This is a genomic window from Deltaproteobacteria bacterium (genome assembly GCA_016177765.1).
GTDB lineage: Bacteria > UBA10199 > UBA10199 > JACPAL01 > JACOUP01 > JACOUP01.
In genome coordinates, this window is the sequence record JACOUP010000003.1 from 68,710 (window position 1) to 90,181 (window position 21,472).

Here is a 21,472-nt window from a genome sequence, read left to right on the forward strand (position 1 = left end):
CCCTTGCTTTTTTTGCAGGGTACTTGTACGGAATGCCCTCAAAATGATTCAAGCCACCAAGATAAGACCGGGGATGATTATCGTTTATGAGGGGGACCTCTGTCGGGTCCTGAAGATCATCCATATCACTCAGGGGAATAAAAGAGGAAAAATTCAGGCTGAATTACGGAGCTTAAAGAGTGGTCTGAAGATTGAAAACCGGTTCCGCTCAGAAGACAGCATTGAAAATGCCGTGCTTGAGGAAAAAGAGATGGAATACCTCTACAATGATGGGGAACATTATTATTTCATGGATACGACCACCTATGAACAGACCCAGCTTTCCAAGGATACCCTTGGGGATGGGACCTATTTTTTAAAATCGAATTCTAAAATTCTAGTCCAGTTGTGGGACGATAAACCGGTTGGCCTCGATCTCCCCCCGGAGTTTGTTCTTGAGGTTGTGGAAACCGACCCTCCCATGAAGGGGGGGACCGCCGCCGCCTCCTACAAACCGGCACTGATGGACAATGGCCTGACCATCAAGGTCCCTCCTTTTATTAATAGGGGGGACAAGATTAAGGTCGACACCTCCAGCCTGGAGTACATTGGGCGGGTCTAAAAAGCCTTCCTTAAAGGCCCCTCTTTTTGGTACAATAAGAATTGTGCATGGTTTCGTTTGCCGGTCTCTTTTATTTCTGGCCGCGATCAGTCTCCTTCTGACGCTCCGGTTTTTCGACACGTTGGGATGCAGTGCCGGTACCGACGATGGAGGGACTCCCGCCGCGTCGGGCTGTTCCAAGGATGGCGATTGCTCTTCGGGGAATTACTGTTCTTCCGGGAGTTGTGTTGGTCTGGTATCGTCGGGAGGTTCCTGCACCGCCTCGACCGAGTGCCGTTCCGGACACTGCACCAATGCTTTCTGTACCGCTTCAGAAAGTGGTTGTTCTTCAGACAGTCAGTGTCTTGTCGGGGAATATTGTTCCACGGGGAGCAAATGTTCTGCCTTGTTGGCCAATGGCGCCGGTTGCACCGCTTCGAAAGAATGTAATTCGGGAAATTGTTCTTCCGGCAGTTGTTCCGCCCCTTCTTCACTGCCGGGAGGGGACAGTAGCGGGGGGAGCACAACCCTTTCTTTTTGCACCGCTTCCAGTTTGAGTGGGAGTTACGCCCTGGATTCCGACGGTTGTTGTGCGGGTGCCGGAGGCCCGGGAGATCCGAGGACGATTACGGTTTCAGGGACCACGGTTACGGATAACTCTAATTGTAACGCCTCCAATTACAACGCCCCCCTGCATACTACCGACACCTGTTATTATTCAGAAACGGAGGCGATTGGTGGAACGATGGGAGGGTGTACCAATACCTTTACCCAATCCGGAAGCCGGATCGTCCTTAGCTACAATTGTGGCCCTTGTACCATCAGCTATCACAAAGATTAAGAGATCCGTTGGGTGAAACACCTTTGGGTGAATCACCCTTGCGTCGTTCCGTTTCCCCCTATAGGGTAAACCATCATGGCTCGTGATTATTACGAAGTTCTGGGTGTTTCTCGCAACGCTCCTGCGGGTGAGATTAAAAGCGCCTACCGGCGTCTTGCCAGAAAGTATCATCCAGATGTGAACAAGGGGGACAAAGGGGCGGAGGAAAAATTCAAGGAGATCTCTCAGGCCTACGACATCCTGGGGGACCCTGAAAAAAAGAAAAAGTATGATCTGGGGGTGATTCACCCAGGGGGCTTTGAATGGGACCGGCCGGGTCAGGGGCCGAGGAGATGGGCTTGGACGAGTGGGGGGGCTGGCAGGGAGTTCCGTTTTGAGGAAGGGATGGGAGGGGTTGATCTTGGAGATATCTTTGAGGGGCTCTTTGGGATGCCTACCGGTGGGACCGGTCCCACCGGTAGGACCGGCCCCGCCGGTGGGGCTGGTCGGGCGAGAAAGGGGGCGGCCCCGCACGACCTTCATTCGTCGCTGGAGATTTCGGCGGATGAGGCGAGGGCAGGGACCCCCGTCCATGTTTTATTGTTTCACCCCAACGGTCAGGGTGAACAGTTAAGGGTAAAAATTCCCTCCGGGATCAAGAATGGCGCCAAACTCCGTCTCCGTGGACAAGGAGAAGGCCAAGGAGACCTTTATCTGACGATTCGCGTTAAGTAAGAGGTGTTAAAATTCTTGACTTTGTTTTCCACCGGATGATACCGATCAGGGCCAGTGCAACGCTCCCTCATTCTTTTCGGCCTTCTCGTTTTTATCTTCAGTCAAAACGGCTGTAGTCTTTCCAAGGCGGCTTCTGACATCACCTCCAACATCATGAAGAACGGGGCCCCCGTTTTTGAGGAGGAGGAAGATATTGAGGTGGCGGAGATAGCCGGTTTGGCAATGCTCAAGACCCTGGAGATTTTTGCCAGGGACAATCCGAGTAATGAAAATTACGCCGTCCTGCTCGCCCGGAATTATGGGAATTATGCCTTTGGTTTTTATGAAAACAAGATCCTCCTCTATAAGGATAAGGATCATGCCAAGTACGGCACTTACGTCAAACGGGCCAAACTGTTTTACCAGCGGGGACGGGATTATGGGTTGGATATCCTGAAGAAGAGTAACCGGTTCAAGAACACCTTGAACAAGGATATCCCGACCTTTGAAGAAATGCTGAAGGGGTATGGACGGGGAGATCTGGACCTTCTTTTCTGGACCGCCTTTTGCTGGGGGAATCTGATCAATCTCTCCAAGGATGATCCGGAGGCGATCACCGACCTCGCCCGTGTTCAGGCGATGATGGCCAGGGTCCTTCAATTGCAGGAGACCTTCTTCTATGCCAGTCCGCACATTTTTTACGGTGTCTATTTTGCGAGCCGGCCGCCGATGCTGGGGGGTTCGCCGCAAAAAGCGAAGGAGCATTTTGACGATGCGATCCGGCTGACCCAAGAGAGATTCCTGATGGGGCCTGTTCTCGAGGCCCAGTTTTATGCGGTGCAGGTTCAGGACAAGGCGCTTTTTTACCAGCTCTTGCAGAAGGTGCTGGAGACCGAGTCCAGCGTCCTTCCGGAACAGAAGTTGGCCAATGAGCTAGCCAAGGAAAGGGCGAGAATCCTTTTGGACAGGATTGATAGCTACTTTTAGGGGGTAAAAAACATGAAAAAGTTTTTCTTCGTGCTGGCCGTTCTGGTCGGTGGGTGGCCTCAGCCAAGCATAACCCAGGCGGCAGGACCGGTTGAAATCAAGTTTGCCAATCTGGCGCCGGAGGGTTCCGCCTGGGCCAATGTCATGACGGAGATGGACAAGGAGGTTCAGGCCGCCTCCGGGGGGAGGCTCAAATTCAAGTTCTACTGGGGCGGGGTGATGGGGGACGAGCCGGATATGATCCGCAAACTCCGGATCAACCAGATCCAGGCCGGCGGTTTTACCGGGCTTGGTTTGGGAACGATTGTCCCGGCAATCCGTCTTCTCGAACTGCCGGCCGCCTTTACTGATACGACAGCATTGGACCAGGCCAAGGAAAAATTCCTCCCCCAGTTCAAGGAAGAGTTCCAGAAAAAAGGGTTCGTCTTTTTGGGGTATGCCGATGTGGGGCCGATTAACATCTTTGCCAACAAGCCGATCCGGTCGATGGCTGACATGAAGGGGGCCAAGTTCTGGATGTGGGAAGGGGATCCGCTGGCCCAGAGTGCCTTCAAGGCGTTGCAGGTGGCCCCGATCCCTCTCCCTGTGCCGGATGTCCTGACCTCACTGCAAACCAACATGATTGATGCGGTTTATGGCCCGCCGCTCGGCGTGACCGCGTTGCAGTGGCACACCCGGGTCAAGTATGTCATGGATTTCCGGTTCAACTATGCGATGGGGGGGTTCATCATCGACAAAAAATTCTACGATTCCCTTCCCCCCGATCTAAAGAAAATTCTCACCGAAACCAGCCAGAAATATTGTCTCAAACTGGTGGAGCGGACCCGTTCCGATAATGACAAGGCCCTGGCGGCCCTCAAGGCGGCAGGAATTCAGGTTGTGACAGTTGCTGAAAAGGACAAGACGGAAATGGAGGCCCTTTTCAAGAAGATGTGGCAGGAGCTTGTCGGCAAACTTTATTCCCAGGAACAGTTGGAAGAATTGAAGAAGATAGTGGTTGCCGGCAAGGGGGTTTAAAGAGGCCTTGGAATTTTTAATAAAGATCAATAACGGCCTGGCACGGGTCGAGCAGGTCGTTCTTTCCGTGGCCCTCCTCACCATGATTGTCTTTGCCTTTCTGCAGGTGATCCTGAGGAATTTTTTCAATACCGGTCTTCTCTGGTCGGATGTCTTTGTCCGTCATCTTGTCCTCTGGGTCGGCTTTTTGGGGGCCTCTCTGGCGACGAAGGAGAGAAACCATATCCGTGTCGACCTCCTGAGTCGTTACGTTCCGTTGCGTCTCCATCGGCCTTTTTTCATCCTCCTCGATCTTTTTGCCGGAGTGGTTTGCACGCTTCTCTTTCTGGCGGCCTTTGACTTTCTCCGGGGGGAGATGGAGAACGGCGGCAGACTCTTCCTGAAGGTGCCGGCCTGGGTCATGCAGTTGATTATCCCCCTTGTTTTTTTGATGGCGGGCCTCCGGTTTTTCATCAATCTGCTTTTGGATCTTTTTGAGAAAAAACCTGTTGAGACGCCACCGGTCACATTTTCGACATGACTCTCCTCCTCGGTCTCCTCATTGCCCTTTTTGCCGTTTTTGGGGCCCCCCTGTTTACGATCTTCGGGGCGATTGCCCTTCTTGGTTTCACGGCAAACGGTATCCATCCTTCGGCTGTGATCATTGAACTCTACCGGATGGCCTCCGCTCCCACCCTGGTGGCGATCCCCCTTTTCACCTTTGCCGGCTACATGATGGCGGAATCGAAGACGCCGGAACGGATGGTCAACTTGAGTCAGGCCCTCTTTGGCTGGATGCCCGGCGGGTTGGCGATTGTCTGCCTTCTGGCCTGTGCCTTTTTTACCGCCTTTACCGGTGCTTCCGGGGTGACGATCATCGCGCTTGGAGGGCTTCTCTTTCCGATCCTTCTTAAAAAAGGGTATCCCGAAAATTTCTCTCTGGGGCTGGTTACCACCTGCGGAAGCCTCGGCCTGTTGTTCCCCCCAAGTCTGCCATTGATCCTTTATGGTCTGATTGGTGAAGTGGATGTCGACAAACTTTTTATGGCCGGCCTTCTCCCCGGTTTTCTGCTGATCCTGTTCTTGGGGGTTTATAGCGTTCGTGTCGGGTTCAGGAGCGAAAAGAGCCGCAATCGATTTAGCTGGAAGGCGATAGGAAAGGCGTTCAAGGCCGGCTTTTGGGAGATCCCCCTGCCGTTTATCGTGCTGATCGGGATCTACGGCGGTTACTTTACTGCCGGTGAGGCGGCGGCGGTCTCGGCCTTTTATATCTTTGTCGTTGAGGTCTTTATCTATCGCGACCTGAAATTTTTTACCGATATCCCGCGGGTTGTGAAGGACAGCATGGTCCTTGTCGGCGGCATATTGATCATTTTGGGTGTCTCTCTCGGATTTACCAGTTTCCTGATCGATGCCCGCGTGCCGATGATTCTTTTAGAGGCGGTTCGCCAATATATCACCAGTCCGCTGATGTTTCTCCTGATCCTCAATCTTCTGCTCCTCGTGGTCGGTTGCTTGATGGATGTTTTCTCCGCGATCATTGTTGTTGTCCCGCTGATCACACCGATCGCCAAGTCATTTGGAATTCATCCCGTTCACCTGGGGATTATTTTCTTGACCAATCTGGAGATCGGCTACCTGACCCCGCCGGTCGGTTTAAATCTGTTTATTTCGAGCTACCGGTTTAAACGACCGGTCTTGCAGATCGCCCGATTTTCATGGCCGTTCATGATCATTCTTTTGACCTCCCTGATGATCATTACTTATGTACCGAGCCTTTCGCTTTTCCTTGTGAATCATTTTAAATAATCGGCCAGCAACAGGTAATTTTTCGATAAGTTGACACTCCGCACTCCTTTTGTTACCGTCCGCCCCCATGACAGAGACTGTTATCGTTAGCGCGGCGCGGACGCCGATCGGTTCTTTTCAAGGAACCCTCTCCTCCCTTCCCGCCACAAAACTGGGAAGTGTGGCGATTGCGGAGGCGGTCAAAAAAAGCGGACTGAAACCGGAAGAGGTTCAAGAGGTGATCATGGGGTGCGTTCTCCCGGCCGGATTGGGACAGGCCCCGGCCCGGCAGGCGGCGTTGGGGGCAGGTCTTCCCAAGGGAACAGGGTGTCTCACGATTAATAAGGTGTGTGGTTCCGGGTTGAAGTCGGTCATGCTGGCCGATGCGATGATCAAAAATGGGGATGCGGAGGTGGTGATTGCCGGCGGGATGGAGTCGATGAGCAACTCTCCCTACCTTCTCCCCAAGGCCAGGAGTGGTTATCGGATGGGGCATGGGCAGGTGATCGACAGCATGGTCCATGACGGCCTGTGGGATGTTACCAACAATTTTCATATGGGTTCCGCCGCAGAGTTGTGTGCGAAGGAGTACCAGATTTCGCGGGAAGCGCAGGATGAATTTGCGATAGAGAGTTACCGACGGGCGCAAAAGGCGATTGCGGATGGAAAATTTAAAACGGAGATCATAGCGGTCGAAGTCGCCGACGGTAAATCAACCAAAAAAATAGAGATCGATGAAGAACCGGCCAAAGCCAACTTTGAAAAGCTAAAAAGTTTGAGGCCGGCCTTTTCCGCCGGAGGCGGAGAAGGAACGGTCACTGCCGGTAATGCCTCCAAGTTGAATGATGGCGCCGCGGCGGTGGTGGTGATGAGTGGCGAGCTGGCCAAAAAAAAGGGATTGAAGCCCCTGGCGCGGATTGTTGGGCATGCGGGGTCTTCTGTCGCGCCGGAGTGGTTTACGATCGCGCCATCGGAGGCGATCAAAAAGGTCTTGGATCGTCTCCAATTGAAAATCGCCAACATCGATCTTTGGGAAATCAACGAGGCGTTTGCCGTGGTGGCGCTGGCCAACAACAAAAAATTGGGTTTGAATCCGCAAAATGTCAACATTCGTGGCGGGGCGGTGGCGTTGGGTCACCCGATCGGCGCCTCCGGGGCCAGGATTTTAACAACACTTCTTTATTCCTTGCAGGAGACTGGCAGTAGGCGTGGTTGTGCCTCTCTCTGTATTGGTGGCGGTGAAGGGGTGGCGTTGGTGGTGGAAAGAATTTAGGAGGGGAATATGGGATACCAATACCTGCAGGTTCAATCGGAAAATTTTATCTCTACGGTTACGATCAGCCGTGAGAAGGCGTTGAACGCCCTCAATGCTGATCTCTTAAAGGAAATACAGCAGTGCTTTGGCGAAATTTCAAAAAATGGGGATGTTCGGGCGGTCATCCTGACCGGTGCCGGTGACAGGGCGTTTGTGGCAGGCGCCGATATTGCGGCGATGAGTTCAATGACGCCGGTGGGGGCGCTCGAATTTGGAAAACTGGGGCATTCTGCGATGGATGCGGTGGATCACTGTCCCAAACCGGTGATTGCGGCGGTCAATGGTTTTTGCCTCGGTGGCGGACTTGAACTGGCGCTCGCCTGTGATTTTATCTATGCCTCGGAAAGGGCGAAACTGGGTCTTCCCGAAGTGGGTCTTGGTCTCTTCCCCGGGTGGGGCGGGACACAGCGACTCGCCCGTTTGATCGGGAAGGGGAGGGCGAAAGAGATGATTTTTTCGGCCAAGATCCTTTCGGCGGAAGAGGCGTTCCGTTTCGGGATCGCGAACAAGATTTGCAAACCGGAGGAACTTCTGGCCGAGGTCCGGTTAGTGGCAGGAGAAATCGCCAAAAAGGGACCACTGGCAGTCACTCTCGCCAAGAAGGTGATCCATGAAGGGTTCGATCTTTCCCTGGCGGAAGGACTCTCTCAGGAGAGGAACAGTTTCCCCAAATGTTTTGAGACCAGCGACCTCAAAGAGGGTCTCGCCGCATTTTTGGAAAAAAGGCCGGCCCGGTTTCAGGGGCGCTAAAGATGCTTTCGCGACGACTTACCACCGCAAAAAAGTTAAGCGGCGCCTTCCAATACCTTCGGGTCAAGACGGGCGGCTGGCCCAAGCTGATCAATCTTGAGGTGACCAAGCTTTGCAACGCCAAGTGTGATTTTTGCCCCTGTTGGACGATCAAGGATTACCCTCAGCTGGACGACTATTCCGAAATCATGGCCCGGTTCCGGCCGACGGTGCTCTCCCTCAACGGCGGAGAGCCGCTCCTCCGCAAGGATATTTTAAAGATCGTTGATCAGGTTCGTCCACACTGTACCTACCTGATGATGATCACGCATGGCCAGCTCCTGACGGAGGAAAAATTCAAGGCGTTGACCGATCATGGGGTGAACCAGCTCTCGGTCTCGCTCAATTACATCGGTGAGGAACATGACCAGGAACGCCAGCTGAAAGGGCTGTACCGGCATTTTTCCGAACTCCTCCCCAAACTGACCCGTCAGGGGTATGACAATATCGCCTTCAATACGGTGATCATGGACCGGAACCTGGAGCATATTTTGCCGATTGCCAAAAAGAGTCATGAGTGGGGGGTCAAGGTTTCATTCAGTTCCTATTCTGCCCTGAAGAATGACAAGGGGGAATATGCCGTCCGCCAGGACCAGCTGAACCGATTGGAAGAGGTGATCGGGCAGTTGCTCCTGCTCAAGAAAACTCAGGGGAATATCCTGACCTCCGATTACTACTTGAAAAAGGTGCCGGAGTATTTCCGCAACGGGAAGATGGAGGATTGCCGGGCCGGGCTTAATTTCATCCAGATGACGCCGGATGGTTATATCAAACGTTGTTCCGAGATGCCGGTCGTTTGCCACTGGACGGAGTACGATGCGGACCGTATTGAGAACCCGAACCCCTGCGATGTTTGCTGGCTCTCCTGCCGCGGCGAGACCGAAACCCCGCTCACCCCGTCCCGCATTTGGGAGTTTTTGAAGCATTAGTTTTTTTGTTTGATTTGGCGGAGAAGCTCAATATCTCTTTTATCCTGTAGGCGGCCGGCCTCTTTTTTGGCACGCAACAAATGATCACGATCGAGAAGATAAATTTTTTCCTTTCCGTAATGCCCGATTTTTCTTTTCTTCCAGGCTGTTTTGAAGGGAATTCGGCCAATTCCCATGAGAATGTCAATTCTGTTTGGTTCGATGCCGATTTGATACACCATGTGGGGATTGACCAAATCCTCGATGGATAGATTTTTTAGTGGTGCACCGAATTTCTTCAGGGCTTGATAGACCTTTTCAGCATTTGTCCGTTCCGGCTCTATCCAGATATCGAGATCCTTCGTGTAACGGGGTTCCGTATAAGCAATCACGGCATAAGCCCCAACAACGAGGTACTTAGCGTGGACGGCGTTTAAGAAATGCAATAGTTCTGTGAAGTCTTTGTTCAGGGGCATAAGCAGAATTCCAATGGGTAAGCTCCCGGACCATATCCCAAGCCGCTTCGAATCTACCCTGAAGCCCGATTCTTTGCCAGAAGACAAGGTCAAAACGATCGCCGGCTTTGACGATGGGGATCAATCGACTCATGACAATTTTTCTTTTCCGCCGCATTGTGGAAAATACTCTAGCACAGGGGAAGCGATTAGCAAGGGACAAAGCAGTTCCCTGAAAAAAATATTCACCAACGGTTTAAAAATCTGTTATACTCTTTTAAGTGACGTCGGGGAGGCGGCGTCTTGTTTATAAGGAGTAAGACCTCATGCGCCTCAAACGAGTTTTCCGTCGTAGCCTCCCGCTCCTGACATTCCTCGTTTTCTCCCTGACCCTCGTGGTTGGTCCGAGTCAGGCTTGGGATCTAAAGTCGTGGTTTCCCTTCCTCAAAAAGCTCCAGATTGCCTCATCTTCCCGCCCGTCTCCCGAAACCAAACCGGCGGTCACCTCCTCGTTTTCACGACTCCCGCTCCTCTTTGTCGAAAATCGGGGACAGAAAGACAAACAGGTTTCCTTTTATGTCGATGGGCCTGGGTACTCTGTCTTCTTTACCCCCAAGGAAATTGTAACGGTGTTTCAGGTCCCTGAAAAAGATTCCGAGACGATTCCTCCCTCTCCCTCTTGGGGAGAGGGTAAGGGTGAGGGGGAGTCAAAAGAGATCTTTCCAAAAGGAATCCGGGGTGACCCTCGTCCTACGAAATTCAAAACAACGGTGGTCCGCCAAACCTTTACCGGGGCTAATCCTAAACCGGTTATCCGGGGGACGGAAAAAGCAGTCGCCAAGATGAATTTCTTTTTAGGGAAAGACCCAAAAGGGTGGATCACCCAAGTCCCGACCTATCATGAGATCACCTACAAAAATCTCTACCCGGGGATCGATCTCGTTTTCAAAGGAGAGCCAGGGCGTTTGAAGTCTGAGTATCGTGTCGCCGCCGGGGCGAACCCCAAAGATATTGCCGTGGCGTATGAGGGAATCGAGAACCTTTCTCCCTCCGAAGGGGGGAATCTCCTCATCAAACACCCGGCCGGGGAGATCCGCGAGGAGCGTCCCACTATTTATCAGGTGAGGGATGGCAAAAAAGTGGAAGTGACCGGGGGTTACCAGATTCAGGAAAAAGGAGGCTACGGTTTTGAGATAGGGACCTATGATCCGAACAGCCCGCTGGTGATTGATCCGTCGCTCATTTTTTCCACCTATTTGGGAGGAAGCGATGAAGATTCTGCTCATACCCTCGCGATAAGTCCATCCGGCAACATTGTAGTAGCGGGGCACACGGGGTCTGTTAATTTTCCGACCGTAAACCCCATTCAAGCAAATAGTAGAGATGGAGGTGATGCCTTTGTGACGAGTTTGAGTCCCGATGGCTCCTCCCTCCTTTTTTCCACCTATATGGGAGGGAGCGGTAGGGATTGGGCCAATGCCCTTGCGATTGATCCTTCCGGTAACATTGTGGTAGCAGGGACTACGGAGTCTACAGATTTTCCGACTGCATCTCCTTTGCAGGCAAATAAGAGAGGTAGCGGTGATGCCTTTGTAGTAAGTCTGAGTCCCAACGGTTCCTCTCTCTTCTTTTCCACCTATCTGGGAGGCAACGATCATGATTATGCTTCTGCCCTTGCGATTGCCCCCTCCGGAAATATCGTTGTGGGAGGGGGGACTTCTTCTGTTGATTTCCCAACTATGTCCCCCATTCAGGTAAATAAGGGAGGTTTATATGATGTCTTTGTAGCGAGCCTGAGCCCTGATGGTTCTTCCCTCCTCTTTTCCACCTACCTGGGGGGGGATAGCTGGGAACACATTGGAAACCTTGCTATTGATTCCTCCGGAAATATTGTTGTGGCTGGGAGTACGGTTTCTACCGATTTCCCGACCGTGAACCCCCTCCAGCCAAATCGTGTACGCGATTATGACGCCTTTGTGACGAAGATCGCCCCTGGTGGCTCTTTCCTCCTCTTTTCCACCTACTTGGGGGGGGATGGTAGTGATCATCTTTCTGCCCTTGCGATTGCTCCCTCCGGAAATGTTGTTGTGACAGGGCAGACAGCCTCGACCGATTTTCCGACCGTGGCCCCCATTCAGGCAAATAGGCGAGGTAACTATGACGCCTTTGTGGCAAGCTTGAGCCCTGATGGCTCTTTCCTCCTCTTTTCAACCTACTTGGGGGGCAGTGGATTTTCCAGCATGCAGTCGAGTAGCGGTAATGATGGGGCTTCTGCTGTTGCGATTGATCCCTCCGGTAACATTGTGGTAGTAGGAAACACATATTCTACCGATTTTCCGACCGTGGCTCCTCTACAGGCGGATCTGAACGGCGGTGATGCCTTTGTAACAGGCCTAAGTTCAGATGGTTCTTCCCTCCTTTTTTCCACTTACTTGGGAGGGAATTACTATGATAGTGCCTACGGCCTTGCGATTGTCCCCTCCGGAAATATTGTGGTGGCTGGGACAACCTTTTCTACGGATTTTCCAACCATGGCTCCCCTGCAGTCAGACAACGGAGGCGAAGACGCCTTTGTGGCGATGATTAGCGGTTTCTGCCCGGACGGGTCCTTTAGCGATCTGAGAGGTGATTCCTGTAATCACGACGAAGATGGGGACGGCGTTCTGGATGATCATGATAATTGTTATCTGGTTCCCAACCCGGATCAGACCGATACCGATGGGGATGGCGTTGGTGACGAGAGCCGGTCTTGTGGTCTCGGCCCCTGCGTGGGGGGGACTCAAACACGTTCTTGCCCCAATGGGACTTGGGCCGCATGGAGTGCCTGCTCCACCGCCTCGCAAGCGAGTTCCGAGCGGTGTGACAACAAAGACAACAACTGTGATGGGAGGATCGACGAGGATCTCAGCGAGGTCGAAAACTGCGGGGTTGGTGTCTGTGCCGGCGGCAAGAGAACCCGTCTTTGTACGGAGGGCCAGTGGTCCGCCTGGGGCCGATGCACCACCGCAGAACGCTCTTCACGAGAGGTCTGCGATGGCCGCGATAACAACTGTAATGGTCCAGTGGATGAAGGGGGTGTCTGTAGCCCGAATATCGTTGCGTATGGCTCCAATCCTGCTGGTGACCAAACTTTAAGGGTCATCGATTTTGGCGAGATCCGGCAAAAAATCCCTACGGTGCGGTCATTCATCCTGCGCAATACTGGTGGCGCTAATCTATCTATCTTTGAGGTCTTCAATCCATTTTCGGCTCAACTGACCTTTTTGGACACCATTCCAAGGTTTCTGAGTCCGGGTCAGTCCGTTGAGATCCGTGTCCGATTTTATTATGAACAGTCCTGCCCAGCGGAAGGGCTTTCCCCCGACCTCAACTTCCTGATCCGGTCGAACGATCCTGATGAGCGTGAGGTGCTTTTAAACATCCGATGGACTTGCCCTCCACTACCGGTAGCCATCGTTACCCCTGCCGAGTTGGATTTTGGAGTACAGACAGGGACCACGCCGATGGAAAGAACGGTGACGATTACTGTTTCCGGTACGCTTCCCGTATTACTGCGAGAGTTTTATCTGGCGGCAGGAGCCGGCCAAGAGGCTTACCAGTTGTCACCTCCCAACATCCCTACACCACCCAGCTCTATCACCATTCATCCGGGAGGGAGTTTTACCATCAGGGTATCATTCACACCCTTCTTCAATAGAGAGTATCGTAGCACTCTGGTCCTGCACACCAATACGGAGGAAGGGCGTATTTTTGTTCCTTTGCGTGGGACGGGACAACGGTAGGAATGTTGAACCGGCGACTTGATTTCTCGTGGAGAGTATCAGGGGTCAGACTTGACTTATTGACTTTTGCTTCTGGACCGCGCAATAAGTCAAGTCTGGCCCCAACACTGACGGTTTTTTGAAAATAAGGAGATGACAATGAAAAAATGCGGCGTGTTCGTGTTGGCCATGCTGGCCTCTTTTCTTCTGGTGTCGTGCGGTGGCGGAGGGAGCAGTTGCGGTTTTGATGACCCCTCCACCCCTACTTTTAATCTGGATGGCACCGTCTGGTCTCTGGAGGGAACAACTCCATCTAACAATTGTCCCGATCCTACCACGACCTTTAGCGGGAGTGGTACCTTTACACAAAGCGGCAACACGCTCACGGCAACCTCCTCCGGTATCTCGCTAAAGGGGGAGATCTCCGGAAGCCAGATCAAATTTGCAGGAGACCTCACCATCGGGACGGAAACTATTACCATCGATTGCACGACGGCGACACTCACCAGCAATAGCGTTGGGAGCACCTTTAGCTTTTCCGGCACAACCTGGGAGTCAGATTACGGCTCGGGGACTTGTGACGGGACCTCTAGCGGGACATTCACACGAACCAACTAAGGGTTGTTTTACTCCACTGAATCGGAGGGAGATACCTCTCTCCCTCCGATACCACCCATCTGTTGAGCCGGGAGCGGGAATCGAACCCGCGACCTACGGTTTACGAAACCGTTGCTCTACCGCTGAGCTATCCCGGCGGTATATGCCGCCTCCCGGAATCGAACCGGGACAGGGTTGCCCCTACCAGATTTTGAGTCTGGCGCGTCTACCAGTTCCGCCAAGGCGGCCATGCGGGAATTACTTAAGCTGAATTATTTTTTTTTGGAAGGACCTTTGGGTGAATCACCCTTGAGCGAATCGCTCTTGGGGGAATCACCCTTTTTGGCAGGCGTCTCGGTGGCTTCTTCAGCAAACGAGACCTTCCCGGCCGCGATCTCCCTTAGGGCCGTAACCACCTCCTTGTTCTTGCAACGAACAAGCGGATCAATCCCCCGGTAGAGTTCCTTGGCCCTCTTGGTGGCGATATGAACCAGGGCAAACCGGTTTTCGACATTTTCCAGACAATCTTCAACAGTGATTCGTGCCATATAGGGTGACCCTCTCCTTGTTTTAACGGGGGCCAGTAGAGTCAAAAATCGGGGGAAAGTCAAGCAGTGAGGTGATTTCACAAAAAACCCTAAAAAAACAGCTTGGAGAGCCCCTCAAATTATGCTACATTTAAGTATAATTATACTACAAAATGGTCTTATCTCTTAGAAAATATTTATGGGTTCTCCATTTGGTGACGATTGCCGCCGGTAGCTATTTCTTGGCCCAGACCGTGTCGACCTATGTGGCGGCCCTTCTGGGGGGTGAGATCAAGGCCCAGATGCGTCGCTCCGGTCCGGTAACTCGTTTGGCCAAAGAGGTTCCGGAAAAGGGTGATTATGAGATGATCGCCGTCCGGAATATTTTTAATTCGGCCCAAGAGGGCTTGGGTGAGGATTCAGGGGGAACGACTGTCGGTGCCGGGGATCAGATTCTTGATCCTCAGGCGACGGCTGTCAAGACAGCCCTCCCGATCAAGGTCCTCGGGGTTTTGGTGATTGGGGAAGGCGAGGATCGGCGTTCTTCAGCGACCATTTCCGGAGGGAGCGGTGCCGGTGGGGTCGATGTCTATTTTGTGGGGGATACCGAGAAGAGGTTTGCTGAAGGGACAAAAATGGTCAGGGTTTCAAAAAACAGGGTTGAGTTCATCAACGGGGGACGGTTGGAATACGCAGAACTGGAAGATATTTCCGCAAAATTATCCATCTTCCAATCGCCGGATGAAGTTCATGGCGGGGGGAAGGCAGGGGGTCCTGCGCTGGCGGCAGCCCACGAAAAAGAAGGGGTTGAAGAGGCCCGCGGTCGTTTCACGATTGACCAGAGGGAGGTGGATGAGGCCTTGGCGAACCTGGACAAGCTTTATACGGAAGTCCGGATTGTCCCCAATTTCAAGGCTGGCAAACCTTCGGGTTTGAAAATCCTCTCCATCAAGCCTGGGTCTCTTTTTTCTAAATTAGGGATGCAACGAGGGGATGTGCTGGAGAGGATCAACGGGATTGAGATGGATATCAAGAGGGGGATGGAGATCTTCAGTCAGCTCAAGGACTCAAAGAACTTGACCATTGATCTGGAGAGAAATGGAAAGGGCCGAACGCTTGAATATGAAATTCGTTAAAACATTTTTTCTCCTTGCCTGGTCCCTCAGCGCCTTGGCGGCCGAGCTGAGTCCCGCCACGGTTGCCCCTGCCCCGCAGGGGACGCCGCAACCGCCGGTCGTTGTTCAGCCTCCCCCTGTTTCCGGTATTCCGAGTTACCCGCCGGCAGTCACCCTGGAACCGGTCCCGACAACGCTCCCGACACCTCCTCCCCAGGTCAGTCTGCCTCAGGCGAACCTGCCCCAGATTGGTTTTCCCCAGGCCCCGTTTGCCCCGGCCTCGGAGATTTCTCCGGAGACGAGCGGCGTTCCAGGAGGTGTTGCTACAGAACTTCGTCCCGCTTCTCCGGAGACCCTGCAACAGGCGGAATCGATGATCTCGGAAGAGGGGGTTTACTTCAATGTGGCCGAAGAAGATTGTCGTGAAGTGATCAAACAGATCAGCCGGGCGACCCAGAAGAATTTTTTGCTGGATGACAAGATCCGTTGCAAGATCACCATCATCTCGGAACGAAAAGTGACCAAGGATGAACTGTGGGAGATGTTTCTTTCGGCCCTCGAGGTGGCCGGCTATACGGTCGTTCAAGGGCCTGTCGGGCTTCATAAACTTGTCCCCTTGCGCGATGCGATCTCCAGCCCGATTCCGATGTATCTGGGGGATAGCGACAGCCCCATCACGGATGCCTTTATCACACGGTTGATCCCTCTCAAAAATATTAACGCTACGGATATGGCGAATGCCATCAAGGGGATGGTTTCCAAGGAGGGAAATCTCTTCGCCTACCAGGCGACCAACACGATCATCATCACCGATTCCGGCTCCAACATCGATCGAATCCATAACCTGGTGAGGGAGCTCGACAAGACCGGACCCCAGGAAATCATGGAGATTGTCCCGATCAAATATGCCTCCGCCAAAGATATTGCGGACAAGATCCAGAATATCTTTGAGACCGATAAGGGAGGCAGCCGCCCGGCGACAGGCGCCAAAAGGGATGAATCCGGCGATTTGATGAGGATATCGAAAGTGATCCCGGATGAAAGGACCAACTCCCTCATCATCCTGGCCTCAAAGGTGGCGATGAGACAGGTGCATGACATGATCGCCAAGTTGGATACTGTCCTGAGCAAGGATTCAGGAAAAATCCATGTGCATTACCTGAAAAATGCCGAAGCGACGGAAATGGCCCAGACCCTGACAAGCCTGACGCAATCAGTCTCTTCAGCCGCCAAATCGGGAGGTGGTTCCGGTGGAGGCTCTCCGGTGGCCGCCTTTGGTTTTGAGCTGGAGGGAAAGGTCAACATTACGGCGGACAAGAATACCAATTCACTGGTGATCATGGCCTCCCAGAAAGATTATGAGACGCTGGTGGAGAAGGTTGTTTCCAAACTCGATATCCCGCGGCGTCAGGTTTATGTAGAAGCGGTGGTGATGGAGCTGGTGATTGATCAGGATCAGAGTCTGGGGATTGCGGCCCAGGGTGGTTTTCCCTTCAGCATCAAGGGGAAGGGGGCGCTTGGCTTTGGTTCCATGCTGGGCGGATCGACAGCGGCGAATACCGGAAAAGACGGCCTCAGCGGCGGTGTGGTAAGTACCGATACAGTGACGGTCAATGTGACCGATCCGGCAACCGGCGCCGCCAAGACGATTACGGTCCCCAAGTTCTTTGCCGCGTTGACGGCCCAGCAGAAAAATATTGATGTGAATGTCCTCTCGACGCCAAATCTCCTGACGATGGATAATGAAAAAGCGACGATCGAGATTGCCCAGAAGGAACCTTTTTCACAGGGGCAGGCGGTGGGGCAGGGAGGGGTGACCACCCAGTCCTTCACGCGGGAGCCGATCGGCCTTACCCTCGAGCTGACCCCCCAGATCAATGAGGGGGACACCGTCAAACTCAAACTGAAGCAGAAAAAATCGGACATCCTCAATACTTCGGGGCCCCTGACCGCCGTAGCCGGCCCTTCGACGAAGGAACGGTCTGTCGAGACGACGGTTATGGCGAACGACGGGCAGACCATTGTGATTGGCGGGCTTCTCGAAGACACCCTGAAAACGGAGATCAACAAGGTGCCGCTACTGGGGGATATCCCGATCTTGGGCTGGTTGTTCAAAAACCGGACGAAGAAGAAGGTCAAGAGCAATCTGCTTGTCTTCATCACACCCTATATCATTCGTGATGTGAATGATTTTAACAAGATTTTGCAGAGAAAAATCGAGGAGAGGAACGTTTTCATCGACAAAAACTACAGCAAGAGGCAGAGAAAACTGATTCGCGAGTCGATAGAGTCCCACGCCAAAAAGCTGTTGGAGTACGAAGGGGCCTTGCCTCCCAATGAGCCGATCCGTGAGACCGTGCCGGCTCAAGTCCAGACGCCGTCCTCAACATCTTCAGTAGAGTCCGAATCGCCTCCCCCCAGTTTTACCCCCCCTCCGCCTGAGCCAAAAAAACAGCAGGCCGTGGTGACCCCCTCTCCCGCTGCGACCCACGGTTCTGAGGAGGAAGATATTGACCTGGCCCTCCCCCCCGGTGCTGGCGGGAAAAAGGCCCCTGCCCCGATGACCCCCAAAGAGCCCAAGGTCAAGATGCGGAGCCCTGTCTCCCCAGGCCCAAGTCAAGGGGGGTTGAAACCGGTGCAGGATGAAGACATCGATTTGGCTTATTGAAAATTTTCGATAATCTATGGAAGATAGAAGCCTTGGCGCGATCTTGCTTGAAAATACCTCTCTCACCCAGGAACAGCTTGAAGAGGGTTTGACCGTTCAGAGGGAAAAGGGGATCAAACTAGGGGAAGCGTTGATCCAGCTGAAATACCTTCGGATGGAGGATATCCTCAAGGCGCTTTCCATCCAGTTGGGGATGCCTTACTTGAACAAATTAGCGCCAGAAGAGATCCCTCTGGATCTTCTCCAGTCGCTCCCGATCAACTATGCCAAAAAGAACGAGGTCCTTCCGATCAGAAAGGAAGAAGGTTCTCTTTATATAGCGATGGCCGACCCGTTCAATCATGCCGTCATTGATGACTTAAGGCTTCTTTTCGGAATCCCCGTCAAGTCGCTCATCACCAGTTCTTACGAAATCATGAGTGCCATCAACATCGTCTACAACAAGATGACCGATGCGGGGGACAAGGTGGATGTGGGGGAAGAGAATCTCGATACCATCGGTCAGGAACTGGAGGAGGTCCAGGATTTGCTGGAATCGGCCGATGAGGCGCCGATCATCCGTCTGGTCAATTCGCTCATGTTCCGGGCGGTCAAGCAGAAGGCCTCTGATATTCATATTGAACCGTTTGAAAAAGATCTCGTCGTCCGCTTCAGGGTGGATGGGATCCTCTACGACATTTTGCGTCCCCCCAAGAAGGCGATGGCGGCGATCATTTCTCGTGTCAAAGTCATGGCGAGCCTGAATATTGCGGAGAAGAGATTACCTCAGGACGGCCGAATCCGCATTAAAATCGCCGGGAAAGATATTGATATTCGTGTCTCCACGGTGCCGACTTCCTTTGGGGAATCGGTGGTCATGCGTCTTTTGGACAAGAGCCAGGTCCTTTTGGAACTGGAGCAGATCGGCGTGACCGGCCGTAATCTCGAAAAGATGAACGAACTGATCAAAAAAAGCCATGGGATCATTCTGGTTACCGGGCCGACAGGGAGCGGAAAGACGACGACGCTTTATGCTGGTCTTTCCAAGATTAATTCTATCGACAAGAAGATTATCACCGTTGAAGATCCTGTGGAGTACCAGCTTACCGGGGTCAATCAGATCCCGGTCAATCCCAAGATTGAACTCACTTTTGCCGCCGGTCTTCGCGCCATCCTCCGGCAGGACCCGGATGTGATCATGGTTGGTGAGATTCGCGACCGCGAAACGGCGGAGATCGCCGTTCAGGCGGCATTGACCGGTCACCTGGTGTTCAGCACGCTGCATACGAACGATTCGGCATCCTCGATTACCCGGCTTATCGATATGGGGGTGGAGCCGTTTCTTGTTTCTTCCTCGGTGTTGGGAATTCTGGCCCAGCGGTTGATCAGAACCATTTGCAAGGATTGCGCCAAAAAATATACCCCGACGACGGAAGAGCTGGCCGAGGTGGGACTGACGCCGGAACAGCTGAAAGGGCGCCAACTTTACAGGGCTGTTGGTTGTAAAAACTGTATCAATACCGGTTATGCGGGACGAACCGGGATTCACGAACTGATGCTCATGGATGATGATATCCGCGCCCTTGTGATGAAAAACACCGACGCTACAACGATCAAGAAGATGGCGATGGAAAAAGGGATGACGACCCTTCGGGAAGATGGGGCCCAAAAGGCGTTACGGGGGTTGACGACCCTGGAAGAAGTCCTGAGAGTGGCGCAGGAAGATGTAAACCGGTCCACAACGGCCGCTGCCTAAATCATGCCCGTTTACCATTATAATGCTATCGACGCGAAGGGAAAGAACTCCAGCGGTGTTGTTGAGGCCGAGACGGAGCGGGTTGCCCGGACCAAGCTCCGGAAACAGGGAATCTTCCCGACGGAGGTCAGGCCGGAGGGGACAAGCTCCAGACAGGGGGGGTTGGGCCGGGAAATCGAGTTTGGAAAATTCTTTCAGAGGGTCAAGACCCAGGACATCGCCGTGATGACCCGGCAGATGGCGACCCTCATCTCGGCTAACATCACGCTGGTTGATTCCCTCGGAGCCCTGGCCGACCAAACGACCAACCCAAAACTCCGCGGGATTCTCTCCAACGTCAAACAGAAGGTTGTTGAGGGTTCACGCCTGGCCGATGCGATGAAAGGGCACGCGGATGTTTTCAGCGATCTTTACCTGAACATGATCAGTGCCGGTGAATCCTCAGGGGCGCTGGATGTTGTCCTGGAACGACTTGCCGACTTTACCGAAAAACAGGCGCGGCTGAAAAGCAAGATTATCGGGGCGTTGACCTACCCCCTGATCATGGGGCTGGTCGGCTTGAGCCTCATGGTCTTTATGTTTGTCTACGTGGTGCCGAAGGTGACGAAGATTTTTGAGGACACCAAGGCGACGCTTCCCCTCCCAACCCAGCTTCTCATCGGCATCAGTAACCTCCTGACCGGTTACTGGTGGCTTCTCCTGATCCTCGGCGTCGCCGCTTTTTTCGGGATCAAAAAATACCTGAAAACCGAAAAGGGGATCCATTTCTATGACAAAACGATGCTGCACCTTCCCCTTTTCGGGAAATTGTTTCTGATGGTGGCCATCTCCCGTTTTGCCCGTACGCTGGCAACCCTTCTGGGAAGCGGTGTCCAGCTCTTGGCCGCCCTGGACATCGTCAAGAAGATTGTTGAGAATTCAATCCTGACGGCGGCCATCGAGGCCACCAAAAACAGCGTTCGGGAGGGGGAAAGCCTGGCCGAACCGCTGAAGAGGAGCGGGCAGTTCCCGCCACTGGTGACCCACATGATCTCCATCGGCGAAAAGACCGGGGAACTGGAAAAAATGCTGGCCCGAATCGCCGATACCTATGATACCCAGGTGGACAATACTGTTTCCGTTTTGACGACGCTCTTGGAACCACTGATGATTCTGATGATGGGGGGGATCGTTTCTTTTATCGTCATGTCGATTTTGTTGCCGATATTGCAAATGAATCAATTGGGCGCATAAACAAATAAAAGGAGGAAGCCTATGTGGAAGAAGATACTAAAATCTCAAAGAGGGATGACCCTCATCGAAATCATGGTGGTGGTGACGATCTTGGGGATCATCGCGACCATCGTGACGGTCAACGTCCTCGACCGGCTCGATCAGGCCAAGGCGAGTGCGACAAAAACCCAGATCAAGAACTTGGAGGTGGCCTTAGATGAGTTCCGACGGGATAACGGCTTTTATCCCTCAACGGAACAGGGGCTGGGTGCCCTTGTCGAAAAGCCGTCGATCGGGCGGATCCCCAACACCTATCCCAAAAATGGTTATCTTAAAGGGGGGAAGGTCCCCAGGGATTCCTTCAGTTGTGATTTTGTCTACTTTAGTCCTGGGACCCACGGCAATCCGGTTGAGATCGTCTCCCTTGGCGCTGATTGTCAAGAAGGGGGAGAGGATGTGGATGCCGATATCAATTCGTGGGAAATAGGCCAGAAATAGTTAAGTG

General features: G+C 53.0%; 19 protein-coding genes and 2 tRNA genes. 17 read left to right on the plus strand and 4 right to left on the minus strand.

Annotation, left to right across the window (positions count from 1 at the left end):
- The first annotated feature begins 43 nt into the window (after positions 1-43).
- The 10 genes from efp to HYS22_01800 all read left to right on the plus strand — a co-directional run bounded on the left by efp (position 44) and on the right by HYS22_01800 (position 8,918).
- On the plus strand, positions 44-601 hold the full coding sequence (efp, locus tag HYS22_01755) for an elongation factor P (GenBank protein MBI1908878.1): 558 nt from the start codon (positions 44-46) through the stop codon (positions 599-601).
- 43 nt (positions 602-644) lie between these two features.
- Positions 645-1,421: a hypothetical protein gene (locus HYS22_01760; protein ID MBI1908879.1), complete on the plus strand. Its 777-nt coding sequence runs from the start codon at positions 645-647 to the stop codon at positions 1,419-1,421.
- A 75-nt stretch (positions 1,422-1,496) separates the two neighbouring features.
- Positions 1,497-2,135, plus strand: a complete 639-nt coding sequence (locus tag HYS22_01765) for a J domain-containing protein (GenBank protein ID MBI1908880.1) — start codon at positions 1,497-1,499, stop codon at positions 2,133-2,135.
- Between the two features lie 54 nt (positions 2,136-2,189).
- Complete coding sequence (locus HYS22_01770) at positions 2,190-3,101, plus strand: hypothetical protein (protein ID MBI1908881.1); 912 nt, start codon at positions 2,190-2,192, stop codon at positions 3,099-3,101.
- A gap of 12 nt (positions 3,102-3,113) precedes the next feature.
- A complete protein-coding gene (gene dctP, locus HYS22_01775) occupies positions 3,114-4,118 on the plus strand; it encodes a TRAP transporter substrate-binding protein DctP (GenBank protein ID MBI1908882.1) in 1,005 nt (334 codons plus the stop codon).
- Between the two features lie 7 nt (positions 4,119-4,125).
- Complete coding sequence (locus tag HYS22_01780) at positions 4,126-4,638, plus strand: TRAP transporter small permease (protein MBI1908883.1); 513 nt, start codon at positions 4,126-4,128, stop codon at positions 4,636-4,638.
- Positions 4,635-5,906 (plus strand): TRAP transporter large permease subunit, encoded by a 1,272-nt coding sequence (locus HYS22_01785; protein MBI1908884.1) that lies wholly within the window; start codon positions 4,635-4,637, stop codon positions 5,904-5,906. The genes HYS22_01780 and HYS22_01785 overlap by 4 nt, the downstream gene beginning before the upstream one ends.
- A gap of 67 nt (positions 5,907-5,973) precedes the next feature.
- The gene (locus HYS22_01790) at positions 5,974-7,158 is read left to right on the plus strand and encodes a thiolase family protein (GenBank protein MBI1908885.1); all 1,185 of its coding nucleotides are present in this window, start codon (positions 5,974-5,976) and stop codon (positions 7,156-7,158) included.
- 9 nt (positions 7,159-7,167) lie between these two features.
- Positions 7,168-7,950 carry an enoyl-CoA hydratase/isomerase family protein gene (locus HYS22_01795; protein ID MBI1908886.1) on the plus strand — a complete coding sequence of 261 codons (783 nt, stop codon included), beginning with the start codon at positions 7,168-7,170 and terminating at the stop codon, positions 7,948-7,950.
- A gap of 2 nt (positions 7,951-7,952) precedes the next feature.
- On the plus strand, positions 7,953-8,918 hold the full coding sequence (locus HYS22_01800; protein MBI1908887.1) for a radical SAM protein: 966 nt from the start codon (positions 7,953-7,955) through the stop codon (positions 8,916-8,918).
- Here HYS22_01800 and HYS22_01805 read toward each other — a convergent pair.
- Positions 8,915-9,373, minus strand: coding sequence for a hypothetical protein (locus tag HYS22_01805; GenBank protein MBI1908888.1), 459 nt, complete (start codon positions 9,371-9,373; stop codon positions 8,915-8,917). The two genes, HYS22_01800 and HYS22_01805, sit on opposite strands and share 4 nt — an antisense overlap.
- Positions 9,374-9,678: 305 nt before the next feature.
- On the opposite strand from HYS22_01805, the gene HYS22_01810 reads away from it, so the two are divergent.
- Positions 9,679-13,134, plus strand: a complete 3,456-nt coding sequence (locus HYS22_01810) for an SBBP repeat-containing protein (protein MBI1908889.1) — start codon at positions 9,679-9,681, stop codon at positions 13,132-13,134.
- Positions 13,135-13,272: 138 nt separating this feature from the next.
- Entirely contained in the window at positions 13,273-13,731 is a 459-nt protein-coding gene (locus tag HYS22_01815) for a hypothetical protein (protein MBI1908890.1), read from the plus strand.
- Positions 13,732-13,796: 65 nt separating this feature from the next.
- Here HYS22_01815 and HYS22_01820 read toward each other — a convergent pair.
- From HYS22_01820 to HYS22_01830, 3 genes are all read right to left on the minus strand, one after another.
- A tRNA-Thr gene (locus HYS22_01820) sits at positions 13,797-13,868 on the minus strand.
- Positions 13,869-13,874: 6 nt separating this feature from the next.
- A tRNA-Leu gene (locus HYS22_01825) sits at positions 13,875-13,958 on the minus strand.
- Between the two features lie 24 nt (positions 13,959-13,982).
- Complete coding sequence (locus HYS22_01830) at positions 13,983-14,258, minus strand: DNA-directed RNA polymerase subunit omega (GenBank protein MBI1908891.1); 276 nt, start codon at positions 14,256-14,258, stop codon at positions 13,983-13,985.
- Positions 14,259-14,449: 191 nt separating this feature from the next.
- Here HYS22_01830 and HYS22_01835 point away from each other — a divergent pair, with 191 nt between their 5' ends.
- From HYS22_01835 to gspG, 5 genes are read left to right on the plus strand one after another with little or no spacing between them, the layout of a single operon-like run.
- On the plus strand, positions 14,450-15,373 hold the full coding sequence (locus HYS22_01835; protein MBI1908892.1) for a hypothetical protein: 924 nt from the start codon (positions 14,450-14,452) through the stop codon (positions 15,371-15,373).
- A complete protein-coding gene (gspD, locus tag HYS22_01840; GenBank protein MBI1908893.1) occupies positions 15,360-18,020 on the plus strand; it encodes a type II secretion system secretin GspD in 2,661 nt (886 codons plus the stop codon). The genes HYS22_01835 and gspD overlap by 14 nt, the downstream gene beginning before the upstream one ends.
- 16 nt (positions 18,021-18,036) lie before the next feature.
- The gene (gene gspE / locus HYS22_01845) at positions 18,037-19,755 is read left to right on the plus strand and encodes a type II secretion system ATPase GspE (GenBank protein MBI1908894.1); all 1,719 of its coding nucleotides are present in this window, start codon (positions 18,037-18,039) and stop codon (positions 19,753-19,755) included.
- Positions 19,756-19,758: 3 nt separating this feature from the next.
- Positions 19,759-20,988, plus strand: a complete 1,230-nt coding sequence (gene gspF / locus HYS22_01850) for a type II secretion system inner membrane protein GspF (GenBank protein ID MBI1908895.1) — start codon at positions 19,759-19,761, stop codon at positions 20,986-20,988.
- Between the two features lie 21 nt (positions 20,989-21,009).
- Positions 21,010-21,465 (plus strand): type II secretion system major pseudopilin GspG, encoded by a 456-nt coding sequence (gene gspG, locus HYS22_01855; protein ID MBI1908896.1) that lies wholly within the window; start codon positions 21,010-21,012, stop codon positions 21,463-21,465.
- Positions 21,466-21,472 lie beyond the last annotated feature (7 nt).